Source organism: Sporosarcina sp. GW1-11 (genome assembly GCF_033088395.1).
Classification (GTDB): domain Bacteria; phylum Bacillota; class Bacilli; order Bacillales_A; family Planococcaceae; genus Sporosarcina.
In genome coordinates this window covers 32,994-54,617 of the sequence record NZ_JAPMIW010000007.1, presented here as the reverse complement: position 1 = coordinate 54,617, position 21,624 = coordinate 32,994, and the positions used below count along the sequence as shown (strand labels likewise).

Genomic DNA, 21,624 nt, shown 5'->3' with positions numbered 1-21,624 from the left:
CGGTGGAAAGTCATTATAAACAACAGGCGGTCAAATTAATGAAACGGGATGGTTGACTATGAAAAGGGTTTACTTAGTAGGATTTATGGGGTGCGGGAAAAGTGCGATTGGGAAACGGCTACATACGCTGACACATATACCTTTCTATGATATGGATCATGAAATTTCAGAACAAATGCAACTGACGATACCTGAAATTTTTGAAAAGTACGGAGAACCGCACTTTCGCGAGCTAGAAACGGAATTTTTACGGTCGTTTCCAGAAGAGTATTGCATAATCGCAACAGGCGGCGGTGTGGCGGTGAAAGAAGAAAATATACAACTTATGCGAGAAACCGGAATTGTGTTTTTCCTGAATGCATCGTTCCGCGATATTTGGCGAAGAATCTCGACAGATGTTAATCGCCCCATTGTGCAGCAGTCTTCACGCAAAGAATTGGAAACACTGTATAGAAAACGAAAACCAAAGTATTTACAGGCATGTCATTTTACAGTAGAAACTACAGGTAAATCATTGACGGATATTGCTGAGTATATTATTTTTCAAATTGAAAGATATAAGTAATGACATTTCATAAGACGAATGATGTAGTGTTTTTTCATCTTATCATTCGTCTTATTTCCTTTATTAGAAATAGATTGCGCTTACTTCTATGAAATGTTAAGATATCTGTGAAGAAACAATTAATTAAATAATGCGAATGATTGTATGGGGAGAGCGCGCATTGGGCGCCGCCGAAGGAGCAAGTAACGAATGTTATGAATCTCTCAGGTAACAAAACGCATACATGACGCATCTCTGGAGAGTGCCGAGTCAATCGGCGGCCGAAGAAAGTATGGAAACTGTAAAGCTTTCAGGCAAAAGGACAGGGGTCTCTTACTATAGGAGACCTCTGTCCTTTTTTATGTATTACCTACTGGTCTATAGGATCAGATGATAAAGGAGGAAGCAGTTTGACAAATCAACTATTGCGTACGCCCTTATTTGAAAGTTACAAAGAGTATGGAGGAAAGACAATCGACTTTGGCGGCTGGGAATTGCCTGTGCAGTTTTCAAGCATTAAAGCAGAGCATGAAGCAGTCCGTACGAAAGCGGGTCTTTTCGATGTGTCCCATATGGGCGAAGTTCTTGTTACAGGTAGTGGGTCGCTTGAATACTTGCAGATGCTAGTGACAAATGATGTATCGAAGCTACAGATTGGTCAAGCGCAATATACAGTGATGTGTAATGAGGACGGCGGTACAATTGACGATTTCCTAATCTATAAACTGGCTGAAGAACGCTATTTATTAGTTGTTAATGCATCTAATATCGAGAAAGATGTTTCCTGGATGAAAAAGCAACAGACAGAAAATGTTGTTATTGAAAACCAATCAGCTGATTATGCATTACTTGCACTGCAAGGTCCTTTAGCGCAAGATATACTGCAAAAATTAACAGATGAGCCATTAGAAGAGATCAAGTTCTTCCGTTTTAAAGAGAATGTACAAGTGGGCGGGGAAGATGTACTCGTTTCACGTACAGGGTATACAGGAGAGAATGGTTTTGAAATCTACGGTTCTCCAACAGCGATTCAAACACTATTTCCAAAAATCTTGCAAGCAGGGGAAGAGGAAGGCGTGGTGCCAGCAGGACTTGGCGCGCGTGACACATTGCGTTTTGAAGCGGGATTGCCGTTATATGGTCAAGAATTGTCAGAGGACATTTCTCCTTTAGAAGCAGGTCTTGGATTCGTTGTGAAGTTAAACAAAGAACAAAACTTTATCGGTAAAGAAGCATTGAAGAAGCAAAAAGAACAAGGGTTGAAACGTAAATTGGTTGGTCTTGAAATGATTGATAAAGGGATTCCACGTACGGGCTACAAAATCTATTCCGGTGAGACAGAAGTTGGAGAAGTGACGACAGGAACGCAATCTCCTACATTAAAGAAGAATATCGGTTTTGCGCTACTTACTACAGAGTTGACGGAGCTAGGTACAGAAGTGGAAGTAGAAATTCGTTCAAAACGTTTAAAAGCCAAAGTGATTGGCACACCTTTCTATAAAAGATCATAAGCGAAAAGGGGTAAAACTATTATGAAGCATCGTTATCTTCCAATGACGGAGCAAGACCAGAAAGAAATGCTCGAAACAATCGGAGTTTCTTCCATCGATGAATTATTCTCAGACATTCCTGAAGCGGTTCGGTTTACAGGGGAATATAAGATTAAACCAGCGAAATCTGAAACATCTTTATTGAAAGAATTGGGTCGTTTAGCTGCGAAGAATAGTAACGCGCAAGACTATGCTTCGTTTTTAGGTGCGGGTGTTTACGATCACTACCGACCAATCATTGTCGATCATGTCATTTCACGTTCTGAGTTTTATACAGCGTATACACCATACCAACCGGAAATTTCGCAAGGTGAATTGCAGGCGATCTTTGAATTCCAGACGATGATCTGTGAATTGACAGGCATGGATCTTGCCAACTCTTCGATGTATGATGGCGGAACTTCATTGGCAGAGGCAGGAACACTTGCGGCTGGTCATACACGCCGTAAGAAGTTGCTCGTGTCTTCTACAGTACATGCGGAGTCCCAAGCAGTTGTTAAAACGTATGCGGATGGACAATCGATTGAAGTCGTGACGATTCCACATACAGACGGTGTCACGTGCGTAGAAAAGTTGAAGGAATTAATTGATGATGAAACTGCTGCGGTACTCGTTCAATACCCGAACTTCTTCGGTCAAGTAGAAGATCTTCAAGTAATGGGCGATATTGCACACGAAAATGGCGCATTATTTGTTGTTTCAGCTAATCCGTTAGCACTTGGTCTATTGACACCTCCAGGAGCGTTAGGTGCGGATATTACGGTCGGTGACGCACAGCCATTTGGTATTGCGGAATCATTCGGTGGTCCGCACTGTGGTTATTTCGCTGTAACGAAAAAGTTGATGCGTAAAATGCCAGGCCGTTTAGTTGGAGAAACAACTGACGATCAAGGACGTCGGGGGTATGTATTGACGTTGCAAGCACGTGAGCAGCATATTCGTCGGGAAAAAGCGACGTCTAATATTTGTTCGAACCAAGCATTAACGGCTTTGGCAGCTTCTGTTGCGATGACAGCTCTTGGTAAAGAAGGCATAAAGGAAATCGCGTATCAAAACATCGCGAAGACAGCCTACGCACGTCAAGCATTTGAAAAAGCAGGATTCAACGTGAAGTTTGGTCCAGCTCATTTCAATGAAATCGTCGTAGATTTAAAATCTCCTATTAAAGAAGTGAATAAGCGTTTGCTTGAGCAAGGCATCATCGGAGGTTATGATTTAAGCTTGATAGATGAAAACTTAGCAAATCACGCATTAATCGCTGTGACGGAACAACGTACTAAAGAAGAAATCGATGCATTCGTGCAAGAACTGGAGGCTATCCATGCATAAAGAAAATCAATCGCTCATTTTTGAGATATCTAAAGCTGGACGTGTCGGATACAGTTTACCTGAGTTAGATGTACCGGAACTAGATGTATCTTCTATTTTACCGAAGCAACTGATTCGTACAGAAGATGCAGAACTACCGGAAGTGTCGGAACTAGATATTATGCGCCACTATACAGCGCTATCCAACCGTAACCATGGAGTCGATACAGGATTCTATCCGCTCGGTTCTTGTACGATGAAGTACAATCCGAAAATCAACGAAGCTGTTGCTCGATTCCCGGGATTTGCGCGTATTCACCCATTACAAGATGAGTCTACGGTGCAAGGCGCTTTGGAAGTAGCGTATGATTTGCAGGAGCATTTAGCTGAAATTACGGGCATGTCTCAAGTGACGCTACAACCCGCAGCTGGAGCACACGGTGAATGGACAGCATTGATGATGATTCGTGCATTCCATGAAGCGAATGGCGACACAGCACGTACGAAAGTTCTAGTACCAGACTCCGCTCACGGTACAAATCCTGCATCGGCAACCGTTGCTGGTTTTGATACGGTGACAGTAAAGTCCAATGATAATGGTTTAGTAGATTTGGAAGACTTAAAAGCGAAAGTTGGGCCCGATACAGCAGCATTGATGTTGACGAACCCGAATACACTTGGTCTATTTGAAGAAGAAATTCTTGAAATGGCGAAAGTTGTTCATGGAGTTGGCGGTAAACTTTATTATGACGGCGCGAACTTGAATGCAGTTATGTCTAAAGCACGTCCTGGAGACATGGGCTTTGATGCGGTTCACTTGAACTTGCACAAAACGTTCACAGGTCCTCACGGTGGTGGCGGTCCAGGTTCTGGTCCTGTCGGCGTAACGGACGAACTCGCAGCATTTATGCCGAAACCAGTTATCACAAAAGTGGACGATCGTTTTGTCTTGAACTACGATGTGCCTCAATCAATTGGGCGCGTGAAGCCATACTACGGTAACTTCGGTATTTATCTACGTGCTTACACATATATCCGTTCTATGGGTCCAGATGGCCTGAAAGCTGTTACGGAATATGCGGTACTCAATGCGAATTATATGATGCGTCGCCTAGAGCCATACTTCGACCTTCCATATACACAGCATTGTAAACACGAATTCGTCTTGTCTGGCCGTCGCCAAAAGAAACTTGGTGTACGTACACTTGATATGGCGAAACGCTTATTAGACTTTGGCTACCATCCGCCAACCATCTACTTCCCATTGAACGTAGAAGAAGGCATGATGATCGAGCCAACAGAAACAGAATCGAAAGAAACATTGGATAACTTCATCGAAGCAATGATTCAAATTGCTAAAGAAGTAGACGAGAATCCAGAAATCGTCCAAGAAGCACCACATACAACAGTTATTGGTCGCTTGGATGAAACAAAAGCTGCACGTAAGCCAGTATTGCGTTATACGAAAGAAGCGTAATAGGTAAATAGAAAAATTCGCATCGTGTAAAGCGGTGCGAATTTTTTGTTCCTATGAATGTTACTGGTGGAAGGTTTAATTGGTTATCTATAGTATATTTGTGATAAACGGATTAACTATAGTTGTTTCCAGGTAGATATTCGTTTTCTTTAAGAAATAATAACTTAATCTAATAGGCCAAAATTACATGATACTACTAACTGCGAGGGATTCGTTATGAAAGAGATTTTATTATCAGGTATTCAAGTTACGCTGAGAGCGATGATGAAAGACGATGTGCAGGCCCTTTATGATGTGGCGCAAGATGATCGGATATGGGCGCATATGACGAATACAATGAACGCACAACAGGACATGGAGAATTATGTTCAGGTAGCTCTCAGCGCGAAAGAACTTGGCAGTGAGTATCCATTTGTTATCATTCATAATGAAACAAATAAAATCATCGGTTCGACTAGGTTTATGGATATGAATATTGCCCATAAGCGTTTGGAAATCGGGAACACTTGGTTGAATCCTGAATTTTGGCGAACGCCGATCAACACAGAATGTAAATATTTACTACTCACTCATTGTTTCGAGGAATTACAGTTGAATCGTGTCCAACTGAAAACCGATCATAGAAACATTCGTTCCCAACAAGCTATTGAACGAATGGGGGCGAAAAAAGAAGGTGTTCTTCGGAATCATATGATTCGTGTAGATGGAACAATCCGGCACACCGTAATGTTTAGCGTTACTAAAGAAGAGTGGGCGAGTGTGAAAAGAAATATTAAAAACATGATGTAACACGATCAATTAGTGGGGAAAGTAGAGGTGGGTTATTTTGAGTAATGAAAGTTCTTCAATTTTTGAAAAATGGCGAGCGAAATATGCAGCTTTAGTTATTGCCTTAAGTTGCTTATACAGTGTAATCATGAATTGAGGAGAAAATTGGATCCTTACGAGCATTTTAGTGCTTGGTGTAATCTTCTGTGAAACAATAGATTTTTTTGATTTCATTCATATGAACTATACAATGAGTTATGAGTAGATGTGTGTGGCGGTCTATCCTGTCCTCTGATTAAGTTTAGTATCTATATAGATAACTTATTTTTCAATTATATGGTATAATTAAAATAGTCTGGAATTAGATGTTGCCCCATCTCTATTATTTTCAATATAAAGACTTTTTTGCAAAGTACGTAATGTAATTTTCAATACTAATTATATGGAGGTTTTACTATTTATACGATTGGATTTGTAATTAGTCATAAAAATAATGAAAAGAGAAGAGCTTTAGTTCCAAAGGACTTAACACAAATTAAATGCGTGGACAAATTATACTTTGAAGAAGGATATGGCGATGTTTTAGGCTATTCAGACGAAGAGTATACAGCTCATGGCGTTCATATCGTATCAAGAGATCGTGTACTAGAATGTGATGCGATTGTGGACGTTAAACTAGGAGACGCTGATTTCTTTGATAAGATACCACCTGGCAAACTGTTGATCGGTTGGGCACATGCAGTTCAGGATATCAAATTCACTGATGCCGCGTTAGCTGGAAATCATACAGTCATGGCTTGGGAAGAGATGTTTGATGGTGGAAGATATATTTTCTATCGCAATAGAGAAATTGCAGGAGAAGCTGCAATTATTCAATCGTATCAATACTGTGGTAAGATGCCGTATGAAACAAAAGTTGCAGTTCTTGGAAATGGTCATACGACAAAAGGGGTATTAAGAATTCTTCATGGTTTAGGAGCAGATGTTGATGTATATGGTAGAAAATTAGAATCCCTATTTAGAAAAAATATGTATAATTATGATGTGCTTGTAAACTGTGTCATGTGGGATACGAGTAGAACAGATAGAATCATCTATAAAGAAGATTTGAAGAAACTTAAAAAAGGTGCAATGATTGTTGACGTAAGTTGTGATCCGAATTTAGAGATTGAGACTTCCCGTCCTTCAACTATTGATGATCCAGTCTACACAGTAGATGGAATTATCCATTATGCAGTGGATAATACACCAGCTATGTTCCCACATACTGTCACAAATATGTTGAGCGAAGTATTTTCTGAAATGGTAGATATGCTTTCTGAGGGCAACTGGACGGATATGGTTCGCCAAGCAATTGTCATCGAAAAAGGTAATATTCTCGATAAAAATATTACAGAATTCAGAGAAGCTAGAGGCTTATTCGTTAAATAAATTACTACCGGAATATGTAAAAAACAAGGGGGTCCATAATGGGATCTCTGGTCTTTTTAGTTTGTTGCTTGCCATCGAAGGACATAGTCTGTGGGGGCATTATTGTTTAATAACAAAATAAGATTGGACAATAATTTCTCTTTACGAACTAGAAAGTTTTATTCATTACTTTTCTAATGTTAACTGAACCGGTCGTGTCGTAAAATATTAAATTGAATTTCCAAAAGTAATATACTGTACCAAGTGTCGCAGCTATTCAAAGCTGCATCGACTCTTGGTATTTTTTCTATCTATTTTCAAAGATAGTCATTGAACCTATATCTCCCAATTTATCTAACTATGAAAGTATTTGTAAAATTAGTGAAACTTACAACATAACAAATTCGTTACTATATTAAAGGGAGTTTATAGTGAAGCAGAGGTTCATAGGATCTTCATTAAAACGATGGGAAAAGCAGTACGCTATTGCTTGTACAAGAAGCCCAGTTTAATTGGAAACGATCGCAATTCGGAAATACGTACTGCGTTTCTATTAGGCAAAATTAATCAATAGGAATGTTAGTTCATAGTAGATGGAGGTTCTATGGGGAGTTTTTTCGAGCAATATAAAGGCGTAGCATTCTTTGTATTTGTCTATTGGTGTACGTGTTTTATCATGTTTTATAAAGATCCTAATTTCCTTTATATCATGTTGTCGTGGAATATTTTGTTAGCTGTATTACCATTATATTTTATTGGAAAAGCAGAAGTGACTATGAATCAAAGAAAAATGGGGAGTTCCATTTTTTGGTTGGGACTTTGGTTGTTTTTCTTTCCGAACTCAGTTTATCTGGTGACGGATTTTATTCATATATCTAACGATAAATTTTTATGGTTAGTAGAAGTTGAAAGGTATTCGTCAGATTCAGGTGTTGTTTACAGTCATGAAATTATTGTTTGGGCAAAATTATTAGTGATTGGATTTGGTTTCTTTTTTGCCCTAGTAGTTGGTTTAGAGTCTTTCTATATTTTTGAAAAGGTTATAAGAAAGAACTATTCAAAGAGTATTTGTTACGTAGGAATGTTAGTAGTCACGTTGCTAACGGGAATAGGAGTGTATATTGGGAGGTTTTTACGATTCAATAGTTGGGATATACTTTTCAACCCATTGCAATTGTTAAAACAAGTTGCTGTACTCGATGGATTTGCAGCTCAGTTCATTGGCGTTTTCACTATTTTCGTTATAGGTTGTTATACACTTCATAGAATGTTTAGAAACGGGTCTTTTGAGAAATAATTTATAATTTCTAATAGGACGTGTCGTAGTAATTGTGATTTTATTTCTTGGGCTCACATGCAAAAACTCGCCATTATGTTAAGTAGTAATATGAGAAACTTATAGATTTCACAGGAACATTTAAAAATGGGATGAACGCTATGAGACATGGATCTGACAAATCAACAGATTAAATCATGGATGAGTAGCTGATATCTACGTTTTCTTAGCTAAAGAACTAACCAAAACAAATAAAGAAGGGGCACTCTTCTAATGAAGAATGGCCCTTCGTTTTCTATACACTTAATAAATTTGCCTTTCCCAAAATCGTTGCTGACTAATAGCCCTTATAAAATCATCGCTAAACTCGGAGGTATTTTCAGCTTGTATAATACCTGCTCCCTTTTTTGTGTCAGAAGCCTTAAATAGGGAGTTACCTGTTGACGCAATACCAATGGGTTTATAATGTTTAAATGCTTCATTGATAAAATAAACACTCTCCGAATTAAACTTCGCTTGATTTTCTGCCGATCCTCCCACAACATAAAGAGAATCAAATAAGACAGGTGCCGTTGTTAAAAACGTATCACTTATATTGATCGCTAGTCCGTTCTTGCCTTTTACTGTACCGATCTTTTCACCAATTGTGTAAACCCATACGCCGTATTTCGATAGATTTTCAATCGTTGACTTCACTTCTTGATCAGTAAACTCGTTGCCAATGATGATCCCTACTTTTAAACTGTATGCAAAGTGATTCGTATGTTCTTGACTTAAAGCCGGTGAAGATGCTGAAACATTCACTTGTTCACCCGTTGGCTTGTTAACGCCTATATTCATCGCAATCGTAGTTGCCATTTCCTTATCCACATTACAAAACATATCTACCACTTGTTGTCTAACATGAACACTATTTACTTTTCCAAGTTCAAAGCTAAACGCGTTAATGATATGTTGTTTTTCTGGAGGCGACATACTATTCCAAAAGAGTCGGGCTTGAGAAAAGAAATCATCGAACGATTTGCTTCGAGCTTGAATCACACGTCCCTCAACTTTTTGTGCGTAATGAACGAATCCGCCTTCTTCCGCTGTAGACGTGGATGGCGTATTGTTGGCTAAGGAATTTTTATGATAACTAACCGGTCCGACATCAATTCGCTGACGATTAAACCCATTCCGTTGATTATTATGAAATGGACAAATCGAACGATTGATTGGTATTTCTGTGAAGTTTGGACCGCCTAGACGATACAGTTGTGTATCCAGATAAGATAAAAGTCTTCCTTGTAAAAGTGGATCATTGGAAAAATCTATTCCGGGAACCACATTGCCCGGATGAAATGCAGCTTGCTCGGTTTCAGCAAAGACGTTGGTAACATTTTGATTTAACGTCATTTTGCCAATGATTTTCACTGGCACGATCTCTTCAGGCCATAGTTTTGTTGGATCCAGAATATCAAAGTCAAACATAAATTCATCTTCTTCAGCAATCATCTGGACACCAAATTCATACTCCGCAAAATAACCATTCTCAATGTTTTCCCATAAATCTCTGCGCTGGAAGTCTGCATCTTTTCCAGCAATTTTCTGCGCTTCATCCCATACAAGTGAATGTACCCCAAGTATGGGCTTCCAGTGAAACTTTACAAACGATGCTTTACCTTCGCTGTTCACAAATCGAAATGTATGAATACCAAACCCTTCCATCATCCGCCAGCTTCTAGGGATGGTTCGGTCTGACATTTGCCACATGACCATATGCGCAGATTCCTGGTTATTGGCAACGAAATCCCAGAATGTGTCATGCGCTGAAGCGGCTTGTGGCATTTCTGTGTTAGGTTCTGGTTTGACCGCATGAATAAGATCCGGAAATTTAATACTATCCTGAATGAAAAATACGGGTAGATTGTTTCCTACTAAGTCATAGTTTCCTTCTTCTGTATAAAATTTCACCGCAAAACCTCTTACATCTCTTGCGGTATCAGCAGAGCCAGAGCTCCCCGCCACGTTAGAGAATCGTGTGAAAACAGGTGTCTTCTGTCCCGCTTCTTGTAGAAAACTTGCTGTTGTATACTCTTTCATCGATTCATAACACTCGAATTCACCGTGTGCAGCGTAACCTCTCGCATGAACCACGCGTTCAGGAATTCGTTCACGGTCAAAATGCGATAATTTCTCTTTAAAATGAATACCTTCCATTAAAGTAGGGCCACGCACTCCTGCTTTTAATGACTCTTCATCATTTGAAACTTTAACTCCTTGATTGGTAGTAAACTTTGTTCCTTCATTATTCACTTTAAACTGATCTAACTGTTGGTCTTTACGATTCTTTTTTATGTTATTTCCTTTGTTTGAAGATTGATTCTTCACAATATCGCCTCCAAGTCATTCCTAGCATCTCATCGACAGTATATGTGTATGTATAGTTGACTAGTACATATAGTAATGCAACGTATTTGGAAGAAAATCGAGGGATTATTGAAACATTTTTAAATTAAATGAAACTTACATCATGACTTATCCGTTAATACAGGACGGAGAGTTATATAGTATAAGAAAACGGGACGCTACTATATGAGTATAGTAATACAGTGGTAGGGGATAAATGGAAAGAAGAGCTATATAAGTAGTTTATCGAAGAGGGTTTTTATTGTGATATAGCGCATGGTAAAGGAATAATGGTCGGGCATATTGCCGTGCCAATAAGCTGTATATATTTAACTAGTTTGTAGAAATATATTTGTAAGGAGGGGTAAGTTTGAAAGTGTTAAAAAGCAATCAGTTACTAGGTTTTTTCTCAATTATGTCAGTGGTTTTATTAGTAGTCTCATTTCTCATCACATCAACAAGTTATTTCAATACAAAAGAGATAAACAACCTAACATCTACATGCTACGAGAGTCACGGGGAAGTTAGAATTGATATTCACAATAACCTGACGAGTAGCTACTCTTTCGAATGTGAAAAGTAAAAGGATGTATTCTGAAGAATTGAGAGATCTATGTCCTTCGTTACCACAGCAGCAGTCGTTGGGTAGTTTCATTAAATATTTTTAAACAAAAGGCTGCGATTGGTAGGGAGACATTTATCCAATACGGGCCGAAGGGGAGGATATTCATATGAAAAATATTCAGATAGTTTTTAAAGCAGTTGCATTAGGGATGGGTGTGAGTACACTGGTTTTAAGTATTTTAGGAAATTTACCTGTAGATACTGCAATAACATTATTATCAATTGGTGTGACTTGTTTAGCAATTGTACAGCTCCAAGACAAAGAAAAGTGAGGTTGAATAATGGATAAGACCTTTTGGATTCCATTATTAGTTTCATTTGGAACGATAATATTATTATATTTACTAGGTTATGTAGCGGATGTAGATGTCCTTATATTTAGAATGTCGCTGTCGGAAACTGAGATTTCCCTAGTACCTATCGCTGGAGGACTGTTAGCAGGGTTTATCACTGAACGTATGATCAAATCGAAAGCTACGTAAGGTGAAATGTTGTACTGCGAATAATATGACGCGATATTGGAAAGACAATATTGCGATCTCTCTAATTGCATTTTCAATGTATTTATTTTTTGAATGGCATGGAAACCGCATGATTATAAGAAAAGTAAAGAATAGGAGTGAAGGATAGTGGTAAAAACAATCACTTTTTCGTTCGCTAGTGCTGAATATGAAGGGACTGAGGCGACGGAGACATTCACCTTTGAGAAATTAGGTCTTGATGAGCACATGGATGAAAAAGATTTGGAAATTGAAATGAATCGGATATATCATGCCTGGGTTTGGAGTAAGCTTAATATTTCAAGTAGCATTATCATCGAATAGGTAATTTCTCGGGAAATATTTATAATGCGTTACACGATGAAAAGGGGTGAATGGACTATGGAATTATTTCTCTATATTATATTCATATGTTTTCTCGCTTTAATGTTTAGTTCTTTATTGAGTAATCAACAGAAGAAAATTCGAAGTAATAAAAGAATAGAAGAGAAATTGGATAAGTTAATCGCTTTGCTTGATAAAGAAGAGCGTGGAAAATGAGAATAGGAGCTGTCGCATGAATCCAGGAGAAGCTATCTACTTTTTTCTACTAGCAGTTGCCGTAGTTGTTGTCATTCTATTACTTTGGCTCATATGTAGAAAAAGAAAAAAACTAGCCATTGTGTTAACTAGTCTGCTTGTTATTAGCTATATCGGATACTATTTATATTATCCTACGTTGAAAATAAACACACATGCCGAGCGATATGGGCAACTGATTGACTATCTGGTAGAAAACTATCCAGATAAGAAGCTAACTATTTCACCGGAACATTATGAAAATGGACATAGTGTTGGACAGTTTGATGTCAATGATGTGGAGACGCCAACGATCGGTGTGACGTTTGATGTTTCTAAAGAAGGACAGGTGAAACAAATAGGTACTTGGTCAACTGATGAGTATCCAACGCAGCAAGAACTATGGCGAGAAGTTAAATCGATTGTTGGGGATCCGTATACGTTAGAGGCTGGGATTGCAGACATTACGAAGGAAGATGAATGGATCGATGCTTTAACGATCGATCATCAGCCGGCCATCGCGTTATTTTCTTATTCAAAAGAAGGCTATAGTTTACTCAAATTACAACAAGGGGAACGTGGAAAGTTCGTTGTTCTTGAAGAACGTAACCATTTATTTGTTTATGTGGATGAACGCTATAAAGGGGAAACGGTCACGGGAAAACTTGATTCGGGTAAGGCGTTCACATGGGATATTAGCGAGCGTAAAGGGCAATTGCTTGTTGAAAAGCAGCAGTAAGCAGGTTGTTGATCTTTTAAAGGAGTTGAGAAATTATGAGAAGTTTTTTAATGCTAATCGTATTACTGACTAGTGTGTTATCCGGATGTGGTAAAAATGAAGTGTCTTTTTCAGAAATAAGTATAGATCAAGCGACACGTGATGTGAAAGATTTCATTGAAACTGGTGTAACTACCGAAGATAGTAATGGAATTCATATATTTGAAAATGCGTCAGACACGCGCTATCTGTACCTTGATCAAGACTATTTGGAAAGTGGTAAGGGGTTTGGAAGTTTGGATATTAAGACAGATGATAACGCATGGAATATTTACTTAACCGAAGAGGATGAAGTTACGAAAGCTGCCGAGAGCTACAGATTATATAAGATCAAATTGGATAAGGATTATGAATATATGAGAGTTTTTAAAAATGGTGAAGAAACCTATTTTCAATCCGTAAGTGGGATAAAGGACTATTGACGGTTCAGTTTAGGAAGTGGGGCGGATGATGTTTGGATGGAATCCGCCCCTACTATGGTCGGTTCTACAATAAGCATTAGATTAAACAGAGATATTCCAAATAATAACTAAACAAGGACAATAATAAATGCTCACTGCTAAATAAGTGGGCGTTTTCAGCTTCCCTTTGATTTATTTATAAGGATCTACCCGTTTTTCACTCATTAAATTACTTACAGTGTCTAGATGAAGTCCTTTCTCTTTTGCCCCTTTAATTATATTTTCCAATCCTTCAGCACTTGGTTTTGTAGGATGCATAAGTATCATGGAACCATTTTCAATTTCAGATAAAACTCGAGTGACCATTTGCGATGTATCTGGCTTTTTCCAGTCGATCGTGTCAACTGTCCATAGAATCGTTTTCATCCCAAGTTCATGTGCAACATCGACAGTTTGCTGATTAAAACTTCCGCTAGGCGGTGCAAACCACTTAGGTTTCACGCCAAGTGTATCTTCAATGACCTCATTCGTTTTCCCCAATTCATCTTCTGTTTCTTTGAGAGAACTTTTGTTAAGATCGGGATGACTATAGGCGTGGTTACCAATTTCATGACCTTCTAGGCTGATCATTTTCGTAATGCCCGGATTTCTTTTCACCCAACTTCCGTCAAAGAAAAAGGTGGCCTTTACATCAGATTCTTTTAATGTTTTCAACATATGTGGAAGATGTTCCTCACCCCATGCAACATTGATTAATAAGGCTACCATCGGTTTTTCTGGATTGCCTTTATAAATAGGCGAGGGTGGGAGATCATCCAAATGAACTTTAGGTGGAGCTTCTTTAAAAACTAGATGATTCGTGTCGAAATTATTACCATCCAACATCATTCGGTACGTCTTGGAAACATCGACGGTTAACCCATTGTATCCTGGAATAGCTTTCCACACTGGGTCAATCTTTGCATCAATGGGCTTTATATCATGCTTCTCCGCATAGGACTGGACTTTTTTTATGTAATCGTCCAATCCGTTGTCAATCAATGTAGCCCCAGTTGTAATGGTTTTGGATGTGGGAGTCATTGTTTTTTGAGGTACTGGATCTTTTTCGTTATCTAGAATCAACAAAGTAGCGCAAACTATTAACAAGCATGTCATTAGACTAATTTGTTTCATAAGGTCCTCCTTTTTGAAGTGGTAGTTAATTATTCCTGTTATGCCCTTATTTCGATTATTAATACGTTTTATGGCGGGTTCATAAGTTATCTACCAACTAGCTAAATACTACAAATTTTCCATTTAGCATGTAATGGAGTGAATAAGAATTCTCACGTGTCCAATATCGCGTAAATAACGTATCGTGTTAAAGAATTTGTTGGCATAATACGACAGACATTGGGAATTCTATTTGTATATTCAAAAACCAGGTTGAACATGTTGCTTGCTTTCATTTCTGCTGCTTAAAAGGCGGTGAAACGTATGAAAGTTAGACCATCTGTTAAGCCGATTTGTGAGAAGTGTAAAGTTGTTAAAAGAAGTGGAAAAGTCATGGTGATTTGCGAAAACCCCAAACATAAACAAAGCCAAGGATAGCTCGTTGGTTTCAATTCTTTATCTAGGAAGATTGCAATGAGTCAGAAAATGATGGGGGAATTGGTGTTAGCGGATGATTTAAGTGCACCGTTTGCTTCTGATGGTAATACGTCGGCTCTCTCTTTCCTGATTGGCGGAACCATTGTGGACCAATTGTTAATTAGAAGAAAGCGTTAAATAGTTAGTTTTAAATAAAGCAAGCACCTCTTTTACTAGGTAGTGATTTCTTGTTAATCACGCTAACCTAAAAAGGGGTGTTTTATTTTGTGTTCGTTCACAAAGAACTCTATAATCGAATGTATGGAATATTTAAGTAATTATTGAAACTTAAAGAAGGATTTCTCATGAGGGTGTGCTTCATTTTTAATCTCAGTAAGTACGTTGATCATTGGAGTAGCTAAACGGTCTTGATGCTTCATGCTGATCTGTACGGTTAGTTTCATACCTATTTCGTACTATGTTTCAGGAGCAGTTAACGCGTTGAAGTATATTAGTTTGACTCCGATTATTTCGCTACTCGTAGCGCTCTATTTTGGACTTTCAAGAAAGAAGGTTAAGGTAGTTTCATAGGGAGGTTTACGATGGTTGTAATCAATATTTTGTTTTTCATATTTGTAGTAGTTGTTTATTTTTTCACTTTGTTTTTTGATAAAACGACTGATTTCCTGACACGTTATTTGATGTTTGTCCTAGTAGTTTCCTTCTATTTCGTGTGGATTGTCCAAATAAAATCTGTGCTTTGGTTGACTTTGGCCTGTGCAATCGGGTTAATTCTAAATTCGAGTGTTTCAATTATCAAGAAGTTTTTACTAGTAGTGGTGTCAGTACTATTTGTTTTCTTCTACCGCGTACCAGTCCTCACAAGCGATTTCACCGATTACGTATATGAAGAATATGGGCTTTATTGTGAAAGTGTGGAATGTGTGCAGATTTCGCAATCGGATTCTGCTCACTTGCAAGCGAATATTAAGAAGATAGAGTTCCTTGACTTCAATTCTAATTTCTTTTGGGCTACAGGAGAAATTCAGACAGAGGATCAGTCGATAAAAGCAGCAAACATCATGGGTTTCTGGTTTCCTATGAATGAGGAGAGGTAATTATGACAACTAAAAAAATTCCAAGCTTATTACTCTCGCTACTCGTTACGAGTTCCATAGTGTTTGGATGTTCTATTGATCAATCGAAACTTGTGAAAGTGAAGGGTACTAGTTTGACTTATAGTGAGTATTTTAAGCCTTATGATCGTCTGGATGAAAGAGAGAATGTTACGTTCTACAAACCTTTTCTGCTGAATAAAACAGGATCATCATTACCTGATCAAGTGAAAAATACTGTGCATACAATCGATCACGACAAGCTACCGTTTACAGTGGACGAGGTGAAAGCTTTTCTAGTCACTTCAAAAGACAGAGATGGAAAAATAAAGGATCAGGTACAGTTGAGCTATCTCGGTAAGGATGAGTATGAACAAACGAGTGATTTTCTTATCCTATCGATTACTGAAGCTGATAAAAATCCATTGGAATCATACGATGGAATGGATGCATATGACTCCGTAGGGAATACATTAATAAAACAAAAGCTAATAGGAGATTTACCAATTTACCAGCAAGTTCTCACAACGGATCGTGCATTATTATACCGATATTACGATGAAAATGAAAAAGGTCTAACGACTGTAGCGACTGCTGCTAATGAATTTTATGCATACTACGATGGACACATATATCATATAGGGTATTTAATCGATAAAGAAAAGAACGATGAGGCTATGAAGGAAAAGATGCTGCAACTCGTTCGGGAATATATCTTAACTAATAAGTTTCCGCAATGAGTTATTTCATTAAGTTAATTGGATCTTGATTGTTCTGCTTTGGGATTATTTTGTAGCAAAAGGTTCCAAGTTTATGATGAAGAATGAAAGTCTTAAATTTAGAAATAGGGGATGATATGTTGAAAGCAGTAATTGGAACAATGGTTGGCTTCATCATTCTTAGTTTTGTGGTTTTACCTTTAATTTTTGACTATTTCTTTGGTCCAGAGGCAGGGGATTTGTTTCCGATATATTCAGGAATGATTCTACTTAGTGGACTTATAGTTATTTGTACAAAAATTGTGTTAGAAGAAATAAATAGAAATATAGAGAGGTAATCTTACCGCCTGAAAAGTTAAATGGGTTCGTCTCAATATAAAGGAGATTTATATGAATACAAAGCCTAAAAAGAAAATCTGGGGGATAAGTTCAGTAGCATTCATTATACTTGTTATGATTTTTATATCTTGGTATTATCCATTTTCACCATTTAGCATCGACCAACGCTTTACATATCAACCTAGTTGGGAAACTCATAATGGGAAAACGTATAATGAAGAGATTAGCGAGTTTAGAGCTACCTATGAAAAAGATGTGAAAATGAATGTAGAAGGTGATAATTACAATGCTACAGTAGATCGAACCCAATATATTCTTCCGATTTTTGAACAGGAATGGCTCATCGGTACGGATTCCAAAACAATGGATAAAGATCAACTAGATAGAATACTTCTTGATGTAGAACAGGCAAGGAATACCCTGTTAGACCTTCTTTCTAAAGGAGATTATAATAAAGAAGAAAGAGGGTACTTGGTTGACAATATAAAAAGGTTTCTAAGCTTAGAAGAAAGAATTAGGTATATAAGAAACGGAAAATATTTCTCGAGAAGCGATTTACAAAGATTGTTAGGTAATTTACGAGGAGAATTCAGAGCAGGTTTTGATTTCTATACGACCGTTTTTTATGATGTATCTCACAAAAAAAAGTCGTGAAGCGAGCGGGCGTGATTCCCAAATAAGGAATAAGCGCCTATATCGCTAGAGGGCCATTATGTGTGATAACAGGTTCGGAGGGGAGCCGATGAAAGAGAAAAAGAATACGCCCGCCAAAATGATTTTATTCTGTGTACTATTTGCAATTATCGTTACAGCTGATAGTCTGCTAGTCATTAATTCACCCTATGTATTTGTTAGGGTGTTAAATCTTTTTGCGGTGATTGGTTTGTCGGGAGTTATTGGGGCATTTATCAGGGATTTTTTTATTTTGAAAGAAAAGGAGAGAATGCAACAAAAATAAAAAGTTCTTATTCCATAAGGGTGAACGTATGTGAAATGGGTTGGAATAGTTATAGTAATTGCAGCTATGTTTATATTTGTAAATAAGTCATATTATCCTTCCCTACCGATAGACAATATAACTGCAAAAGATGTAATTGGGAAACTGAAGAATTCCGATGAAAAGATTGTAGAACTAGCTACAGACAATGATTCCACATGGTATATTACGAAAAGCAAGAATGAAGGTATTTCAATAGCCGATGAAAACGTTAAAAAAATGATTGCTTCCAAAGGTTGGGAATATAAAGCTAAAGAGGGTTCTGGTCTCTTTTTTGAAAAAGTGGATGAACAATTAATTGTCACTACTCAAATGTGGACTAAGAAATACGTTCTTGTTCAGGTACAGAATAAATTTAAAGAACGATAAAAAGTTACGCAAATCGGTGCGATTTTAGCGGAATTTACAATTAAGTAATTAAACAATAATCGGACGCTAGTCTTTAATAAAGATTTATGCCAATTCAGCAATAGTACGAGTTAGATGACGTGGGGGTATGTCTAAAGAGAAAAATGGCATCGGTTTAATTTTATCCATTTGGGCTATATGGATCTCACTTAGAAAATTCTTAAGACGAGACGTAATGATTTCTAAGTTATTTTCACTACAGTTACTTATCATGTCGCTGCACTCCTTCTTCATATCGATCACGTTGTTTATCAGTAGATTTTTACTGGAATTAGGAATTGAATCTAATAGTGTGTGGATATGGAAAGGAAATGGACGTTTACCATGACTAAAAGAAAATTATATTGGATCTTACTTATTCCTAGTATTTTTATATTTGTAATTGCTCTAATTTTTTTACCTGAAGCTAAAAAGAATTATTCAGTATGTATACCTCTCCTATTTTGGACGATTTATTATGGTGTAATAAAAATAATAGATCTAAAATCTTAAAAATAAAATGAGAAGAGGTTTATTCTAATAAATCAAAAGGCTAAATCAAGAGCCTTCGAATTTGTAGTTATAGTATGTTCACATACGCTCCTAACGTTGGCGATGCTTGGATATAGGAATCTTGTTTCCCTTTTAGTATTCAGTTGCTAGACTCGATTGTGATAGAAAAGGTTTCTAGTAGAACAAAATAGCGCAAAGAAGGGCATCATACATATAGTCATGGTGTCCTTCTTTGCGTTATGAATATACTACTATACGATTCTTTTCTGACTTTACATTGTATAATGACAATATAACTATACCAATACATAATGTGACGATAAAAGGGGGACCTATGAAAAAACTAACGAACCTATTTAAAAAACCATGGTTTCTGGGGAGTATAGTTGTTATTTTTATAACCGTAGTCCTATGGAACAACCCAATCGAGAAAAGGAAATATGGGCTTTCTCAAAGCAGTTTGGTAACCGATTATACCGGTCTTCTTCCTGAACGTGTGGAACGAGTCGTGGTGGCGGACAACCGAGAGGATTTGCAACGGATTGTAAAACGAGCAAACGACAATGGGCAGCAGATCTCAGTTGCGGGATTACAACATTCGCAAGGTGGCCATACGTATTATAAAGACGGCGTCGTTATTGATATGCGGACTTTCAATCGAATACTAGAACTGGATGAACGTCAAAAAACGATTCGTGTAGAAGCTGGAGCGACATGGGAAGATGTCCAAGAAGCACTACTTCCGTATGGATTAGCTTTGAAAGTAACCCAATCTCAATCGATTTTTACAATCGGTGGTTCTCTTTCAGTCAATGCGCACGGACGGGATATTCGCTTCGGTTCGATGGCGGAAACGGTTGAGGAAATGACGCTGTTAACCCCTACTGGAGAAATAAAGAACGTCACGCGAGATGATTTAGATGAATGGATGAAGTACGTATTTGGTGGCTATGGATTATTCGGTGTAATTTTAGATGTGACGTTGCAATTAACGGACAATGATTTATATGTGATTCAGACAGAAAAGTTGAAAACGAGCGAGTATGAAAGCTATTTTACTCAACTAGTTGATCATCAAAATACGGCGATGCACTACGCCAGACTGAGTGTTGCACCGAGTTCTTTTTTAAATGAAATGTATATAATCAATTACAATTACACAGATAAACAGGATCAAAAAGATTTTCTAAAAAAAGAACAAGGTGTGCGATTATCTAAGATAGCACTTGATATGGGGCGACAAGGTGGGGCTTTAGAGGATCTATTTTGGGCTATGCAAAAGAGATATATTGCTTCTATTCATGGAAAAGAGATTACACGCAATAATGCGATGCGTTCAGAATCCACGTTTATGGAATATACGAAGCCTGGTCGTGTCGAAGTACTGCAAGAGTTTTTTGTACCGGTTGATGCTTACGAAGACTATATCCATAATTTAAAGCAAGTGATCTCAGCCGACGATAAGACTGATGATTTCAAAGTTCATAATATAACAATCCGCTATGCTGCTAAAGATAGCTTCACGACACTGAACTATGCAAAAGAAGACATGGTAGGTTTGGTAGTTTTGATGCAGCATGGAGTAAAGGAAGAAGCGGTTACGAATGCGACATCAATTATCCAGCGTTGGACGGACGTCACCCTTAAACACGGAGGAACGTATTACCTGCCTTATTACCGCTATCAGACAAAAAACCAATTCAGGCGTTCTTATCCCGCGTGGGAAAACTTTGCGAATGAAAAATTGCGAAGAGATCCAAATGAAGTGTTCCAAAATATGTTTTATGACTATTACATAAAGTGAAGGAGCACTGTATGAATGATAAAACTACACGTTTTCTACCGCTTGTTGTCACTGTAGGACAAGTTGTGATTTTTCCGTATTATATCATTTGGCTAAAGCAAGTATCTCTGACCTTCACATTATTTGCCTGGTTTTTTGCAGCATTTTCATTTGCGGCTGCTTGGGGGTATCGAATCTTTCAGTCCAAAAAGAATAAGGATCAGTCTTTTATATTCCTTATTTATGTAGGCATAGGTATGGTGTATGTACTAATTGGCTATATAAAAAATCCATTTGAAACCCTTCCGTATATGGTGCTTCTCTTGCAGGTCATTCTTGGCTTATTACAGGGGTATTTTCGTGCTTGGCATACCGAACAGGAAACGTACCATTTACACGCGGTTCATCATTATTTGATTGTCGGTTTCGCGATGATCGGTTTTAGCTTTGTTACAATCATTTCCCCAGTGGTCTTTATTACTATTTTTGGTTTGTTATTGTGTTTGTGTGGCGTTTGGGAGTTTATTAGAAAAAGAAAAGAGAGTATATGAATATAATTCAGATTTTATTTTCGCCTATATTATGAGGTGGACACAAGGGTGCTATACTTTTCCCGATTA

25 protein-coding genes and 1 riboswitch are annotated in these 21,624 nt (G+C 37.8%); of the genes, 22 read left to right on the top strand and 3 right to left on the bottom strand.

Annotated elements, in window-relative coordinates:
- Positions 1–58 precede the first annotated feature (58 nt).
- The 7 genes from ORD22_RS06425 to ORD22_RS06395 all read left to right on the top strand — a co-directional run bounded on the left by ORD22_RS06425 (position 59) and on the right by ORD22_RS06395 (position 8,354).
- Positions 59–565: a shikimate kinase gene (locus tag ORD22_RS06425; RefSeq protein ID WP_317645103.1), complete on the top strand. Its 507-nt coding sequence runs from the start codon at positions 59–61 to the stop codon at positions 563–565.
- Between the two features lie 136 nt (positions 566–701).
- Positions 702–794: riboswitch (glycine riboswitch) on the top strand.
- 160 nt (positions 795–954) lie between these two features.
- Positions 955–2,055, top strand: coding sequence for a glycine cleavage system aminomethyltransferase GcvT (gene gcvT / locus ORD22_RS06420; RefSeq protein ID WP_317645102.1), 1,101 nt, complete (start codon positions 955–957; stop codon positions 2,053–2,055).
- A gap of 21 nt (positions 2,056–2,076) precedes the next feature.
- Positions 2,077–3,423: an aminomethyl-transferring glycine dehydrogenase subunit GcvPA gene (gene gcvPA, locus ORD22_RS06415; RefSeq protein ID WP_317645101.1), complete on the top strand. Its 1,347-nt coding sequence runs from the start codon at positions 2,077–2,079 to the stop codon at positions 3,421–3,423.
- The gene (gcvPB, locus tag ORD22_RS06410; protein WP_317645100.1) at positions 3,416–4,879 is read left to right on the top strand and encodes an aminomethyl-transferring glycine dehydrogenase subunit GcvPB; all 1,464 of its coding nucleotides are present in this window, start codon (positions 3,416–3,418) and stop codon (positions 4,877–4,879) included. The genes gcvPA and gcvPB overlap by 8 nt, the downstream gene beginning before the upstream one ends.
- Before the next feature lie 216 nt (positions 4,880–5,095).
- On the top strand, positions 5,096–5,668 hold the full coding sequence (locus ORD22_RS06405; protein WP_317645099.1) for a GNAT family N-acetyltransferase: 573 nt from the start codon (positions 5,096–5,098) through the stop codon (positions 5,666–5,668).
- A gap of 435 nt (positions 5,669–6,103) precedes the next feature.
- Positions 6,104–7,078: a N(5)-(carboxyethyl)ornithine synthase gene (locus ORD22_RS06400; protein ID WP_317645173.1), complete on the top strand. Its 975-nt coding sequence runs from the start codon at positions 6,104–6,106 to the stop codon at positions 7,076–7,078.
- Positions 7,079–7,661: 583 nt separating this feature from the next.
- Complete coding sequence (locus ORD22_RS06395; RefSeq protein WP_317645098.1) at positions 7,662–8,354, top strand: DUF1361 domain-containing protein; 693 nt, start codon at positions 7,662–7,664, stop codon at positions 8,352–8,354.
- 282 nt (positions 8,355–8,636) lie between these two features.
- On the opposite strand, the gene ORD22_RS06390 is transcribed toward ORD22_RS06395, so the two are convergent.
- Positions 8,637–10,703, bottom strand: a complete 2,067-nt coding sequence (locus ORD22_RS06390) for a catalase (protein WP_317645097.1) — start codon at positions 10,701–10,703, stop codon at positions 8,637–8,639.
- A 749-nt stretch (positions 10,704–11,452) separates the two neighbouring features.
- Between ORD22_RS06390 and ORD22_RS06385 the strand changes: the two genes are divergently transcribed.
- From ORD22_RS06385 to ORD22_RS06365, 5 genes are all read left to right on the top strand, one after another.
- Positions 11,453–11,617 carry a hypothetical protein gene (locus tag ORD22_RS06385; RefSeq protein WP_317645096.1) on the top strand — a complete coding sequence of 55 codons (165 nt, stop codon included), beginning with the start codon at positions 11,453–11,455 and terminating at the stop codon, positions 11,615–11,617.
- Positions 11,618–11,626: 9 nt separating this feature from the next.
- The gene (locus ORD22_RS06380; RefSeq protein ID WP_317645095.1) at positions 11,627–11,827 is read left to right on the top strand and encodes an ATPase; all 201 of its coding nucleotides are present in this window, start codon (positions 11,627–11,629) and stop codon (positions 11,825–11,827) included.
- Between the two features lie 147 nt (positions 11,828–11,974).
- Positions 11,975–12,169: a hypothetical protein gene (locus ORD22_RS06375; RefSeq protein WP_317645094.1), complete on the top strand. Its 195-nt coding sequence runs from the start codon at positions 11,975–11,977 to the stop codon at positions 12,167–12,169.
- Positions 12,170–12,401: 232 nt separating this feature from the next.
- Positions 12,402–13,142 (top strand): hypothetical protein, encoded by a 741-nt coding sequence (locus tag ORD22_RS06370; RefSeq protein ID WP_317645093.1) that lies wholly within the window; start codon positions 12,402–12,404, stop codon positions 13,140–13,142.
- 35 nt (positions 13,143–13,177) lie between these two features.
- Positions 13,178–13,603: a hypothetical protein gene (locus tag ORD22_RS06365; RefSeq protein ID WP_317645092.1), complete on the top strand. Its 426-nt coding sequence runs from the start codon at positions 13,178–13,180 to the stop codon at positions 13,601–13,603.
- Between the two features lie 171 nt (positions 13,604–13,774).
- Here the strand turns inward: ORD22_RS06365 and ORD22_RS06360 are convergent, their stop codons facing one another.
- A complete protein-coding gene (locus tag ORD22_RS06360; protein ID WP_317645091.1) occupies positions 13,775–14,755 on the bottom strand; it encodes a polysaccharide deacetylase family protein in 981 nt (326 codons plus the stop codon).
- 303 nt (positions 14,756–15,058) lie between these two features.
- Between ORD22_RS06360 and rpmJ the strand changes: the two genes are divergently transcribed.
- Together rpmJ and ORD22_RS06350 are read left to right on the top strand one after the other, a co-directional pair.
- The gene (rpmJ, locus tag ORD22_RS06355) at positions 15,059–15,172 is read left to right on the top strand and encodes a 50S ribosomal protein L36 (RefSeq protein ID WP_317645090.1); all 114 of its coding nucleotides are present in this window, start codon (positions 15,059–15,061) and stop codon (positions 15,170–15,172) included.
- Positions 15,173–15,208: 36 nt separating this feature from the next.
- Entirely contained in the window at positions 15,209–15,349 is a 141-nt protein-coding gene (locus tag ORD22_RS06350) for a hypothetical protein (protein ID WP_317645089.1), read from the top strand.
- Between the two features lie 140 nt (positions 15,350–15,489).
- Here the strand turns inward: ORD22_RS06350 and ORD22_RS06345 are convergent, their stop codons facing one another.
- On the bottom strand, positions 15,490–15,615 hold the full coding sequence (locus ORD22_RS06345; protein ID WP_317645088.1) for a hypothetical protein: 126 nt from the start codon (positions 15,613–15,615) through the stop codon (positions 15,490–15,492).
- 138 nt (positions 15,616–15,753) lie between these two features.
- Between ORD22_RS06345 and ORD22_RS06340 the strand changes: the two genes are divergently transcribed.
- The 8 genes from ORD22_RS06340 (at position 15,754) to ORD22_RS06305 (ending at position 21,555) form a co-directional block, all read left to right on the top strand.
- Positions 15,754–16,269, top strand: a complete 516-nt coding sequence (locus tag ORD22_RS06340; RefSeq protein WP_317645087.1) for a hypothetical protein — start codon at positions 15,754–15,756, stop codon at positions 16,267–16,269.
- A 2-nt stretch (positions 16,270–16,271) separates the two neighbouring features.
- Positions 16,272–17,006, top strand: a complete 735-nt coding sequence (locus ORD22_RS06335; protein WP_317645086.1) for a hypothetical protein — start codon at positions 16,272–16,274, stop codon at positions 17,004–17,006.
- A 119-nt stretch (positions 17,007–17,125) separates the two neighbouring features.
- Positions 17,126–17,323, top strand: a complete 198-nt coding sequence (locus tag ORD22_RS06330; protein ID WP_317645085.1) for a hypothetical protein — start codon at positions 17,126–17,128, stop codon at positions 17,321–17,323.
- A gap of 52 nt (positions 17,324–17,375) precedes the next feature.
- Complete coding sequence (locus tag ORD22_RS06325; protein ID WP_317645084.1) at positions 17,376–17,978, top strand: hypothetical protein; 603 nt, start codon at positions 17,376–17,378, stop codon at positions 17,976–17,978.
- A gap of 88 nt (positions 17,979–18,066) precedes the next feature.
- Positions 18,067–18,282, top strand: a complete 216-nt coding sequence (locus ORD22_RS06320; protein WP_317645083.1) for a hypothetical protein — start codon at positions 18,067–18,069, stop codon at positions 18,280–18,282.
- Positions 18,283–18,312: 30 nt separating this feature from the next.
- Positions 18,313–18,690: a hypothetical protein gene (locus tag ORD22_RS06315; protein ID WP_317645082.1), complete on the top strand. Its 378-nt coding sequence runs from the start codon at positions 18,313–18,315 to the stop codon at positions 18,688–18,690.
- A gap of 991 nt (positions 18,691–19,681) precedes the next feature.
- Entirely contained in the window at positions 19,682–21,025 is a 1,344-nt protein-coding gene (locus tag ORD22_RS06310) for an FAD-binding oxidoreductase (protein ID WP_317645081.1), read from the top strand.
- Between the two features lie 11 nt (positions 21,026–21,036).
- Complete coding sequence (locus ORD22_RS06305; protein WP_317645080.1) at positions 21,037–21,555, top strand: hypothetical protein; 519 nt, start codon at positions 21,037–21,039, stop codon at positions 21,553–21,555.
- The last annotated feature ends 69 nt before the right edge of the window (positions 21,556–21,624 follow it).